The organism is Oceanobacillus sp. M65 (assembly GCF_052246275.1).
GTDB lineage: Bacteria > Bacillota > Bacilli > Bacillales > Amphibacillaceae > Oceanobacillus_B > Oceanobacillus_B jordanicus.
Window position 1 is genome coordinate 230,756 of record NZ_JBQQCJ010000002.1, and the last position, 12,181, is coordinate 242,936.

The following is a 12,181-nucleotide window of genomic DNA, read 5'->3' on the forward strand; positions in this document are numbered from 1 at the left end:
GAAAATATAAATAAAATCTGCCATAGTATTGTTTAGTATATTTTTACTTATCATGAGAATTATTCTCAATTGATATAGCTAATCATTTCCAAGGAAGTCAGAAAAGGAGTGTTTTTTTAATGGCAATAGAGAAAAGCTTTTATATGACACAAGAGGGGAAAGAAAAGTTAGAACAGGAATTACATCATTTAAAAACAGAGCGTAGACAAGAGGTTGTGGAACGGATTAAAGTTGCTCGTGACTTTGGTGATCTTTCTGAGAACTCCGAGTACGATGCAGCAAAAGACGACCAAGCCTTTGTTGAGTCTAGAATTGCTCAAGTTGAAAAAATGATACGCAATGCTGTTATTATAGAAAATGATAACGATAACCCAGACATTGTTTCACTAGGTAAATCTGTAACGTTTCAAGAACTACCAGATGGTGATGAAGAAACGTATACTATTGTAGGTAGTGCAGAAGCCGACCCGTTTGAAGGGAAGATCTCGAACGATTCTCCGATGGCGAAAAGTCTTTTAGGACATGAAATAGGTACAGAAGTTTCAGTTGCAACACCTGGTGGAGACATTCAGGTTAAAATTACAAAAGTAGAATAGAGAAGAAAGAAAAAGCGGGGTGCATCCCCGCTTTTTTTATGTTTAACAATTATAAATTTATTTAACTATAAATCGAATGCTTTTTCGACACTTGAAGTAATTATAAAATACTCGTTTTCATAAGTATCCAGTTTCCATTGCTCCGCATCCTCATCGTAAACTAACTCTAATTCTCTACTACGCGTATATTCATCTTTCTCCCTGTCAGCTAGCAACCACCCAAGGTTTTCCACTGGTTCATAAAAAATATAGTGGGCTCTCATTGTTATCGTGTAGGCATCTAATTCCTCGTCGAATTCAGGGTTTGAGATTTTAGAGAGGTCATATTCTGCGCGTATAAGTTTACCTTGATATTCAGGATATTTTTTTGCAATATTTTCCTGTCTCTCCTTTAGTGTATCCTTCATTTTATTGGTAACACCAGTTTTCATTATGGATACGTCCTTTTCAGCTAATGCCTGATGGTACTCCGCAATTGTAGTATTAAGTTGTTCCATGATGTTTGTTTGCATTTCAGGCGTTAACGCATTTACAGTATCAAGTCCCACAAAATCGCTTTCCAATGGTTCTTCATCACTACTTACCTCCCCCCATGGAAAATCTTTATGGAATGAATAAGAAACGGACCCATCAGTTGGAAATACTCCGACTGCTTGTATTCCTTCATTAATCTCAATATCAGTTTTCTCCCCGTTGACAGCTAACGTATAGCCATCTAATAAGGATTCAACAGAAATCTCACTTATGGGTAACTTAAAAGACTCCTCTACAGTGTCCTGTCTCATTGTAAAGAGTTCTATTTCTACTTTTTCCTCTACTTGAGAATAATCATTTTCAAAATTGGCCATTGCTTCATAGGATCCAGGCATAAACGGTCCGTATGTATCCGTGAAATCTTCTTCAGTTGATTTTCCTGTCACTTCTCCGTTAATAAGTAATTGAACATCTTTATTTGCTGTATTTAATTTTATAAATGCTGGAACGACTTGTAACTGGTAGCCATCAAATAGGAGCCATTCCTTGCCGTCTTGTCTGATATTAACGGTTCCATACATATCATCTAAGTAGGCTGTTCCATTACTCTTTTCAGGCGTGGACTTGATGAATTCTACCTGGTTATGTAGTCTACTTAAAAGCTCTTCATACGCAGTAGGGTGATCCTTTAGATAGGTTATGAATAGAGCAGTATTTTCTTCCGTGATTTCAAGAGAATCGTGTGCTGGAGTCAACAAATCAGCTAACATGTCAGCATCTTCCTGTTCAACTGCCTCTTCAAACGAAGCTACAGTATTTTCTGGTGTGAATTTCCCCTTCGCTATAAAAAAGAAAACAGAAAGTACCGCAACGAGAACCAGAACGGGGACAATGATGAATAAAATCTTTTTACTTCTTCTTTTTGCCTTTACTTTTTGTTCTGTAAGATCTGCTCCACATTCAGGGCAAAATTTACTCGTATTGCTTTTTAAAGCGGCACCACAATGGTTACATTTCACTTGATAAATCCCTCCTTAAACGAATTGTAATAGTATGTAATTAATCGTAACATATTCAAGTTGATTAATTATGAACCAATTTTACTGTTTAGAAGTTTTTTATCTGGGTATATATTATTAATCTCGAAAACACCTGGCACTTTCTAAAAGGGTAATAGGTAATGCTACTACACATTTTTTATTCTACAACAGGTATAAAACTTCAATTTTTCTCCTTTGAAATATTACATTTTTGTTACAATCCCGGTTTATTTTTACTTTTAAACAAAATTAGATAAAAAGGATCAGGCATATGGTCTCTATACACTTCCATTAAATTACATTCTTGCTTTTTTGATTAATTATTCAAAATTATTAATTATTCAGTTAAAGACGGTTATTAAGTTAAAAACGCTTTTAATCCGAACATTACTCCTTATATTTTATAAAATTATACGTTTTTTGGATTAAATTCTCTAAAATAAGCCAGAAAATTATCTTGAATTTAAGATAATATACTAATGACAATGGGTAAATCGAACTGTTTTTGCTTATAGCTCTTAATTTCATGTTACAAATTTAGTAATATTTAGAAGTGACAAAGACGATAGTGAAATGACGGTGGTGAATGCATGAAAAAGTTACGTGTAGTCATATTGGATGATAATAAAGATTACTTGGAGTCATTATCCGCATTTATGCGGACCTCAGAAGAGACAAATCAGTTTATTGTAACGTGCTTTACGGAAGCTACTAATTTACACACATACATACATCAAGGTCAACAGATCGATATCTTATTGATTAGTACTTCTTTAGTAACAGAAAATCTTCAAGTAAATCCTGGCACAACGATTATGACGTTAGAGGATGATGAAGTTAAAGGAAAAAACGGATTGAATGCTATATATCGATATCAAAGATTAAACCAACTGATATCCTCCATGTTAGCTATTTATTATGAACACAATGAAGTAGCTGGAAAGCTTCTGAGTAGAAGTAAGCAAACAAGGGTTATTGCATCCTATTCAACAAGTGGCGGAGCTGGTAAAACAACCGTTGCAGTAAATCTAAGTAAACAGCTTGCACTTACAGATGCAAAAGTTTTCTATCTGAATCTTGAGTTATTTAATTCAACAAGCCTGTATTTTACATCTGCAGAAGATAGACCATCTTTGCAAATATTTTATTATGTAAAGGCAGAGACAGAGCAACTTCGCTCAAAATTAGAAGCATTAAAAAAATATGATCCCTATTCCATGGTTGATTACTTCGATTTGGAAATAAGTGCTGATGAGATGCTGGAAATGTCCGAAAAGGATGTAGGTACATTAGTGAACGGGATTGTAGAAACTGGTACTTACGATTACGTGGTAGTAGATCTTGACAGTTCATTGCATAAACGCAATATTGCCGTGTTGAAGGAAGCAGATCATGTCATCTGGACAATCGTGAACGATGTACAAAGTCAATTAAAACTTAAAAGCTTCTTTGCAGAGGAAGAGAAATTAGTAGGGAAAGAAAATCTTGTGAAAGATAAGACGCATGTTCTTCTAAACAAACATATAGGAACGCCTGTGCAACATATTGAAGCTGCAGAAATGAGCATTGATGGTTATCTCCCTTACATTGAAACCTGGTCTAGTATGCAGTCAAGCTCCGAGATTTTAGGAAATGAGCTATTTAATCAGGAACTACAGGCCATTATCCAGGACAAAATCATCCCAGTAAGGGAGGGTGTCGTAAGTGGAAACAGAGAAGGTAATTAAAGAACTAATCCAGCATTTACGTGAAACCCTTGATTTAATGCATTCTATCAAAAATGATGAGCTACGAGAATATGTAGAAGCCGCTGTTTTTGACTATGCAAGTGAGCACAAGTTGAAATCGAGTGAGATAAAATATCTTGTAGGTCGAATTTACAATGCATTTAGAGGCTATGATGTTCTTCAACCATTAATAGACGATAGAAGCATTACAGAGATTATGGTCAATAACCATAAAGAAGTATTTATCGAAAAAGATGGTTCTACCTCTCAGGTAGACATACAGTTTGAGAGTGAACAAAAACTGGAGGATATAATCCAGGCAATTGTTTCTAAAGTGGATCGTGTGGTTAATGAATCTTCTCCAATTGTGGATGCAAGGCTTCATGATGGATCGAGGGTGAACGTGGTCTTACCACCAATTGCATTAAAAGGCCCGGTCATGACCATTCGTAAATTCCCGGAAAAACCACTTATGATTGAGGATTTAATTGAGAAGAACTCTATCTCAAAGGAAGCATCCGAGTTTTTACGAAAGCTCGTTGTCTCGAAATACAATATTTTCATTGGTGGAGGTACCGGATCTGGTAAAACGACCTTCCTTAACGTACTATCTAACTTTATTCCACAGGATGAACGGATTATCACAATTGAGGATTCAGCAGAATTGCAAATCAAAAGTGTCCCAAACCTCGTAAGTTTGGAAACTAGAAATGCCAATACAGAAGGAAAGGGCGAAATTTCAATTAGAGATTTGATCAAATCTTCTCTAAGGATGCGTCCTGATCGGATAATTGTTGGGGAGGTCCGTGGTGCCGAGGCATTGGATATGCTTCAGGCCATGAATACAGGCCATGATGGCTCGCTTTCTACGGGTCATGCGAACTCAACGAAAGATATGCTCAGCAGACTGGAAACAATGGTGTTAAGTGGTGCATCTTTACCAGTAGAAGTTATTCGCCAGCAAATCAGCTCTTCTATCGATATTATGGTTCACCTCATGAGACTTAGGGACAATACGAGGAAAGTAGTCGCCATAAGTGAAGTGATTGGGGTAGAAAACGGTGAGGTCCTTCTCAACCCGCTTTATGAATTTGTTGAAGAAGGAGAAACGGATACAGGAAAAGTGATTGGTGAATTGCAGGCAACAGGTAATGACCTTCTGAATGAAACAAAAGCACAGTTGGCTGGAATTTCTGTTAATCAGGAAAGGCTGAGTGGGTGAATACATGACAGATATTATACTAATTCTCCTATTACTTTGTTTGGTCGGAGCCTATTTTTATACCGTTAGAAAAAGAAAAAAACAGGAAGCGGCAATACCGCTAGACAGTAAGCTAGCTGAGGCAAAAAACAAAGAATTGGAACTGCTGAAAAAAAAGCATTTCATGGAAAAACATAAAGAGAAGCAAAACAAAGAAGTAGAAGGCCATCTAGTTAATTACGCTGTTTATCGGCTTTCAGTGAAGGAATTTGTGTTTTACGCCGTTATAGCGGGGGCGTTTTTTGCCTTCGTAGGATATCTTTTTTATGAAAGTATAATCGCTGCTATTGTACTGGGTTCATTAGGGATACTCTATCCAAAAGTCCAACGGAAAACCTTATTAAACAAACGTAAAGAAAAGCTTAAGGTACAGTTCAAAGAAGCCATTGCCTCCTTGTCTTCTTCCCTAGCGGCGGGAAGATCCATCGAGAACAGTTTTCGTGAAGTGGTTACAGATCTATACTTGCTCTACCCCGATCCTAATACATTAATCATTCGCGAGTTTGAGGTTATTAACCGACGGATTGAAAACGGGGAAACGATTGAAAACGCATTGCTTGATTTTAGTAATCGTTCCGACATGGAAGATATACAGAATTTCACTAACGTTTTTATTACATGTAAACGTACTGGCGGGAACCTTGTAGAAGTAATTAGAAGAACATCAGACATTATCAGTGAAAAAATTGATATACAGCAAGAAGTTGCTGTAATGGTGGCACAGAAGAAGTTCGAGTCCCGAATTATGAGTATTGCTCCCATAGGGATGATTCTTTTACTTAAATACAGTGCAGAAGATTACTTGGCCCCCATGTATCAATGGAGTAGCAGAGGTCCGGTATTTATGACCATCTGCCTTGGATTGCTCGTTTTCTCATACTGGTATGGACAGCGAATCATGGATATTAAGGTGTGATAAGTATGGTTATTTACGCAATATTAACGTTTATTATAATCGGTATCTATTTTGGATTATCTTTAAAGGTTGGAAAGCGCTACGATGTTGTGGTAGAAAGCTTTAAGAACCAATATCCACTTTTATTTATGGCTCCCGTTTCTTTATATTTAATTGATCATTTTAAGGTCATGGAGCGATTATATAGTCAAATTGCTAAGATCCAGCAGAAAATGATTAGTCTCTATGGCAATCGTACAGCATTACAGCATACAAGAATGTATGTCGCGCAATTAATTTCCACATCGCTTGTCTGCTTATTGGGAACATTTCTTTTCACATTGCTCTCTGAAGGGGATACGACGATCTTATTTGTCGGAATTATCTTTACGGTCATGATTCCATATGCGATGGTTGCTAAACTGGCCAGTCAGGAAAAGGAAAGAAAAGAGGATATTTTGACAGAGCTTCCTGAGGTGGTAAATAAAGTTATTCTCTTAGTTAACGCAGGGGAAACGGTACAACAGGCACTTATTCGTTGTGTTACCACAACCCAAAATCCAAACTCTCCGCTTATTCGAGAATTAACAGAGACAGTAAATAAGATGGTAAGTAATGAGCCATTCCACCAGGTCCTAAATGACCTAAGTAAAAAGTGTGGTATACAAGAAATTTCTATTTTTACTACAACCATTCTATTAAACTATCGAAAAGGTGGAAATGATTTAATACTTGCACTCCGAGAGTTGTCTCATGATTTATGGGAAAAGCGGAAAAACATTTCCAAAACAAAGGGTGAGGAAGCATCATCCAAAATGGTGTTTCCCTTAATCATTATCTTTGTAGCTGTCATGATCATAGTGGGTTACCCCGCGATTACAATAATGTAATCAGGTTATATATATAAAATTTTAGGAGGAATCATAAATGAAAAAGCTTAAAAACGCTTGTAAGAAGTTTTGGAAGGATGAAGACGGTCTACAGACCTTGGAAATTATGTTGATAATTGCCGTTATTGTCGTTATTGCTTTGTTGTTTAGAGAGAACATTATGGGATGGATAAAAGAATTGTTGGAATTTGGCGACGGAGAAATACAAGATTTCAAAAGCAATGATTAAAAGCTTTTAGTACAAGAAAGGACAGCAAACTATGAAAACAGATAGTCTAAACTTTCGTAAGTTTAAAGAGAGTGAGAAGGGAAGCTTCACTATTGAAGCATCCCTTGTTTTCCCTATCCTTTTGATGCTTACGCTCTGTTTTATATTCTTTGCCCTTGTAATGTACCAGCAATCTGCCTTACATTACAGCGCCAATTCGGTAGCTGAAAAGCTTGCCTTTGTATGGAATAACAGCGACAAAGACATTAATACCGGCGAATTTGACAAATATACTTCATTTGATGGTGGAGATGGGCTCTACTGGCGTGTTACAGATGACCAGTTCCTTTCCCAGTTTGGCATTGATTTCTTTTCAAATGGAGGAGCCAGTATTCCAATTGGATCAGGAGGAGGCGATCTTCCACAGAAAAAGCTAGGAAGAGTTTCGTCTGGTATTCTACCTGCTGGCGCAACTGGGGAAGTTCGGTACGAGAACAATCTGACAGGTAGCCAGATTGTCGTCCATTTAAATAGTCCATTAAATTTCCCTGCCTATGTTACGAACTTATTTGGAATTGATCAAATTGAGGTGGAAGTAAGTCAATCTGTGGTAGACCCCACGGAATTTATTAGAACAACTGATCTTGTTATGTATGCAATTGAATCTCTGCAAGAATACTCAAATTATATTACGCAATTTATGTCTCGCAACTAGGAGGGTGACACTTGAAAGAAAAGTTCAGGGCAGCTTTTCGGCGGTTTGTTATAAAAGAAAATGGAGCTGTTTCGATTTATGTAATTATCGTTACCCTCCTGTTGTTTCTATTCAATGCTGTATTAATAGATTTTGTGCGTATTATGGTAGCAGAATACCAGGTCGACCAGGCTTCTAAATCAGCAATTCGATCCTCGTTTGCTTCTTATAATAAAGATGTACAAAATAAAGGATTATTTGTAATAAACGAAGGAGCAGAATCTCCAGACCAGATTTTTTCTAATGTTTTTGAAAAAAATCTCACTGTTGAGGAAGGCAGCTATTATAAATTCGTTGATACACGCGTAGAAAACGCTACTTTAGAAGTGAATGATCAACGGACCTTTGCCAACACAGAAATTGTAAGGCATCAAATATTAGAAGATATGAAATATACTGCCCCCATTGAATATGGAAAAATAATTGTGGATGGCATACTCCCATACACCTGTACGATGATGGAGGCAGAGATCTATGTTGATATATCAAAAGATATTAATGATTTGATTCAAGATAGAGACGAAGAAATGAAACAGGCTGTAACGCATTTGAAGAATGCTCACAGTGATATAGAATCAGTAAAAGGCAAGGTAAGGAACAATTCATCTTCTACCTATCCAAATTTAGATAATTTGAATGACGCCAAAAAACATTTTCCGGAATACATAGAGGAAGAAGACGGAAAATTTGAAAGGGATTTGGAGGACCTGTTAACCGATATCCGTAAGGAGGCAGGAGATGGAAATGCAGATCTAAAAAAAGCAAGAAAGGCTATTAGAGATGCTCAAACTATTAACCAATCAATTGAAAAAAAAATAAATGATACAAGAAAAGATGTTGAAGACAAGTACGATAATCTTTCTAATGGAAACTGTAGTCAAGGGTCTATGTCAGCAGTGGAAGATGAAATTGATAGTTTGACCCAACAAATTAACGATTACGTTATGGATAATAACTTCTTTAATACTGCACTTAATAAAACGGATGATGCAATGGAATCGGTTGATTGGGGATCTCCGGGAAATTCAGCATCACTCCACCCGTATGTTGATTATCAAATAATTCACTTTGATGAACTTTTGTTAGGGGAATCTATAGCATTCACCCCAGTAATGAACAAAATCCAGTCTCTTTATAGAAGTGCGCTTGATGACACTGAAGAAGCTCGTAAATATGCAGATGATAATTATGAAGAGACAGATACTGGAGATACGGGAGAAGAGGGTGGCCTTTCCGATGCTTTTCAGGCTTTAAATACATTGAAAGATTTAATAAATAAAGGTAATGGTTTTTTGGAAGATGCAGAAAAATATGAGACACTTCAAGGTCTAGTAAATGATTACGGATCAGCTTCAGAAAATAGTGCAGGAGATTTAGATATGGATGATCCAGAAGAAGGGGCCTCTGATGCCTTTGATATGATAGGTAGCCTATTCCATAATCTTGGAGAAATAGCAACAGATATGAGAGATCAAGCATATATAAACGAGTATATTTTAACAAGGTTTACCTCAGATGATAGCCTTGGCATAATGGAGCCTTCAAGCTATCCTGATAATTTTCTCTTTATTAATAGAGAAGTAGAATATATTCTATACGGTCAGCATTTACCAGGAGCAAATTATGTTAGTGCTTTACTAGAGCTCACTGCAACGCGATTTGCGTTTAACTTTATATCTGCGTTTACACAGAATGAAGTTAAGTTAATTCCTCACCCACTACCTAAATTTTTGGCCGCTACTGGGTGGGCCTTTAAGGAAACATTAGAAGATGTAAAGCATTTAACTAATGGAGAAGAAGTACAACTATTGAAGATAATGGGTATAAAACCATTTGATACAGACTACAAGTTTTACTTAAGGTTGTTTTTATTCCTACATCAAGATCCTGATGATCAACGAATTAACCGGATTCAGGCAGTTGTTGATGATAAAACAAATGAGGACATTATAGAGGCTCCAACTTATGCTACAGGAAAAGCAGAAGCATCCATTGATTTATGGTTTATACCAGGCGTAATAGATATGTTAGGAGCATCAGGTATTTTAGAAGGAAAAGTAAGAAATGGCAGGTATTATATCGAAGAACAGATAGATTACTCATATTAAAAATCTAACATAACTATAGGAGGAATGAGATAAATGAAACGTTTAATGTTAAGTATAATTCTAGTCTTAGCACTAGGTTTTCTATTAGTAGCCTGTAATGATGAGGGAGAACAGCAAGATGCTAATAGCAATAATGAAGAGTCTCTAGATAATGAAGATAAAAGTGAAGGTACAAACGAAAATGAAACAGATTCAGAACAGCAGGAGGAAGACAATGGTGATAGCACAAATGCCGAAGATAATAGCAATGAGGAAGAAATCTCTGCTGAGGATCAACTAGGATTGGAAATTGGTGACACTGCAGTGATAGAAAATAATTTCACCGAGTTTGAGATGACGTTGGATGCAGTTGAATTAACACAAGAAGCAGGTGAAACTCCATCAGAACAAGGGAACTATGTCATTGTTGATTTAACTGTTACAAATTTAAGTGATGAGCCGCTGACAGGTGGAGATGCATTTAGCAGTACCAGGTTAGAAACAAAAGAAAACACAAGTGGATTTACATGGTTTTACATCGAGGGTGTAGTGGAAGCGTGGGATAGCGAAATTGCACCAGGAGATACACAATCCGGAAAACTTTTATATGATGTTGAGCAAAGTGAAGAATATACGTTGACAATAGGAAAAAATCTGGAAGGGCTAACGAATCAAGTAACGTATACATTCACGCCTGAGGAAGCCAAGTAGATCGAATAAACGAAGCACTTGAGGAACTATTTAACTGAATAGTTCCCCTTAATTGCTTCTGCTTGGAGGAGCTGAAATTGCATTTTAGAAACGAGAACGGGAGTATCACTTTAGAAGCTGCACTTGTGTTACCTGTATTTATGCTTTTTATTGTATTTATGGCTTCGATAATTCGTATTTCTGTAGCGGAGATTGCCTTAAACAAATCCGTAAATGAAACTTCCAAAATTATAGCAACACATGCTTATCCTGCTACTATATTGGCAGAAGAGGCTAGTGGTTTGGTTGGAGACAAACTTTCTGGTTTGACGTTAGGAGAAGTTAGTTTAACAGATGTGGAAGATTTGGTTGGTACTTCTATTAGGGAATTTTTAGATATAGATGTATCTGGATCCAATTATTTGAACGATTTAGGAACGTCCGCCATAACACCGATTATAAAAGGAAAATTTGCCGAAAATATGAACTCTAATTCAGAGAGTATTAACAATTTAACGGTAGAAGTAGAAATGCCGAATTCGCTTAATGGTGGAGAAGGTTCTTACTTAGGAATTATAGCTAGCTATGATTTAGATTTGACCGTTCCATTTGTAGAAAAAACCATTACCATCAAGAAGCAGGCCTATGAAAGATTGTGGGTGGGAGGATATTAACAGATTTGCACTGCAATCATGACGGTAGGGGGAAGGAATTGAGGGAAATTATTCATTATCTATTATTTATATTTGTTATCGTTGCTTTTATATGGGACGTAAGGCACCAAAAAATTCCTAATTGGTTGACATTAAGTGGGATGTTATTTGGTTTAGTTTTTCATCTAATAAATGGAGCAATTGAAGGATTTTTATTTGCTATAACTGGTTTACTTGCTGCGGGAGTAATTTGCTTAATACTTTATGGATTTAAAGCTGTTGGTGCCGGGGATGTTAAATTGTTCGCAGCCATAGGGGCGTTTACTGGTATAGAAATTGTATTGTATATCTTAATGTATTCCATTGTTTTTGGAGGAATAATTGGAATGCTGTTGTTATTACTGTCAAGAACAAGTCTATACTTATCCTATAACAAACTTGTTATGAAACTAAATAAGCAACTAAAAAAAGAATGGAAACTTTTAGATAAAGAAAAGAAAATCATAACTTTTCCTTTTATGTATGCTGTCCTGCCGGCTATGATTACGGTATATTACTATACTTTTTTTTAACACTTCTACCTGTTTTATGAACTAGGTGAAAAATTCATACCTACTTAATAATCCTTTTAAAAGGAGAATTTTCATGACAGAAATAATAGATTTTTTATCTAATATCTTCTCGAAAATAATGGAATATATCGTTGTGGTCTTTTTCTGGTTAACTGATTTATTGGCCAATTTGCTTGTTTTAACTGGAATAGTCGACAAAGAAAGTAATGCAACCGTCGTAGCTATCATTATTATGGTTATCATCCTTCTTATAATATTGACTACCATTTTTGGCTCAAAGTATAAAGCTTACAGATCATAAGATGCTGGTGGTGAATAAATTACAGTAGAAGAA

The 12,181-nt window shown here is 36.2% G+C and carries 13 protein-coding genes; 12 read left to right on the plus strand and 1 reads right to left on the minus strand.

Annotated elements, in window-relative coordinates; translation table 11 throughout:
• Positions 1–119 precede the first annotated feature (119 nt).
• Complete coding sequence (gene greA, locus ACTWPF_RS08680; RefSeq protein WP_036572387.1) at positions 120–596, plus strand: transcription elongation factor GreA; 477 nt, start codon at positions 120–122, stop codon at positions 594–596.
• A gap of 65 nt (positions 597–661) precedes the next feature.
• On the opposite strand, the gene ACTWPF_RS08685 is transcribed toward greA, so the two are convergent.
• On the minus strand, positions 662–2,089 hold the full coding sequence (locus tag ACTWPF_RS08685; RefSeq protein WP_443148971.1) for a zinc ribbon domain-containing protein: 1,428 nt from the start codon (positions 2,087–2,089) through the stop codon (positions 662–664).
• Between the two features lie 611 nt (positions 2,090–2,700).
• On the opposite strand from ACTWPF_RS08685, the gene ACTWPF_RS08690 reads away from it, so the two are divergent.
• The 11 genes from ACTWPF_RS08690 to ACTWPF_RS08740 all read left to right on the plus strand — a co-directional run bounded on the left by ACTWPF_RS08690 (position 2,701) and on the right by ACTWPF_RS08740 (position 12,148).
• Positions 2,701–3,837 (plus strand): AAA family ATPase, encoded by a 1,137-nt coding sequence (locus ACTWPF_RS08690; protein WP_443148972.1) that lies wholly within the window; start codon positions 2,701–2,703, stop codon positions 3,835–3,837.
• Complete coding sequence (locus tag ACTWPF_RS08695) at positions 3,815–5,059, plus strand: CpaF family protein (RefSeq protein ID WP_443148973.1); 1,245 nt, start codon at positions 3,815–3,817, stop codon at positions 5,057–5,059. Before ACTWPF_RS08690 ends, ACTWPF_RS08695 begins: the two co-directional genes overlap by 23 nt.
• 4 nt (positions 5,060–5,063) lie before the next feature.
• Positions 5,064–6,014 (plus strand): type II secretion system F family protein, encoded by a 951-nt coding sequence (locus ACTWPF_RS08700; protein ID WP_443148974.1) that lies wholly within the window; start codon positions 5,064–5,066, stop codon positions 6,012–6,014.
• Between the two features lie 5 nt (positions 6,015–6,019).
• Positions 6,020–6,883, plus strand: coding sequence for a type II secretion system F family protein (locus ACTWPF_RS08705; protein ID WP_443148975.1), 864 nt, complete (start codon positions 6,020–6,022; stop codon positions 6,881–6,883).
• A 37-nt stretch (positions 6,884–6,920) separates the two neighbouring features.
• Positions 6,921–7,112, plus strand: a complete 192-nt coding sequence (locus ACTWPF_RS08710; protein ID WP_443148976.1) for a Flp1 family type IVb pilin — start codon at positions 6,921–6,923, stop codon at positions 7,110–7,112.
• Positions 7,113–7,143: 31 nt separating this feature from the next.
• Positions 7,144–7,806: a TadE/TadG family type IV pilus assembly protein gene (locus ACTWPF_RS08715; protein ID WP_443148977.1), complete on the plus strand. Its 663-nt coding sequence runs from the start codon at positions 7,144–7,146 to the stop codon at positions 7,804–7,806.
• 11 nt (positions 7,807–7,817) lie between these two features.
• A complete protein-coding gene (locus ACTWPF_RS08720) occupies positions 7,818–9,953 on the plus strand; it encodes a DUF5702 domain-containing protein (protein WP_443148978.1) in 2,136 nt (711 codons plus the stop codon).
• A 33-nt stretch (positions 9,954–9,986) separates the two neighbouring features.
• Positions 9,987–10,643, plus strand: coding sequence for a DUF4352 domain-containing protein (locus ACTWPF_RS08725; protein WP_443148979.1), 657 nt, complete (start codon positions 9,987–9,989; stop codon positions 10,641–10,643).
• A 77-nt stretch (positions 10,644–10,720) separates the two neighbouring features.
• Complete coding sequence (locus tag ACTWPF_RS08730; protein WP_443148980.1) at positions 10,721–11,296, plus strand: TadE/TadG family type IV pilus assembly protein; 576 nt, start codon at positions 10,721–10,723, stop codon at positions 11,294–11,296.
• Between the two features lie 38 nt (positions 11,297–11,334).
• Positions 11,335–11,847, plus strand: a complete 513-nt coding sequence (locus ACTWPF_RS08735; RefSeq protein WP_443148981.1) for an A24 family peptidase — start codon at positions 11,335–11,337, stop codon at positions 11,845–11,847.
• Positions 11,848–11,920: 73 nt separating this feature from the next.
• Positions 11,921–12,148 (plus strand): hypothetical protein, encoded by a 228-nt coding sequence (locus ACTWPF_RS08740; RefSeq protein WP_443148982.1) that lies wholly within the window; start codon positions 11,921–11,923, stop codon positions 12,146–12,148.
• Positions 12,149–12,181 lie beyond the last annotated feature (33 nt).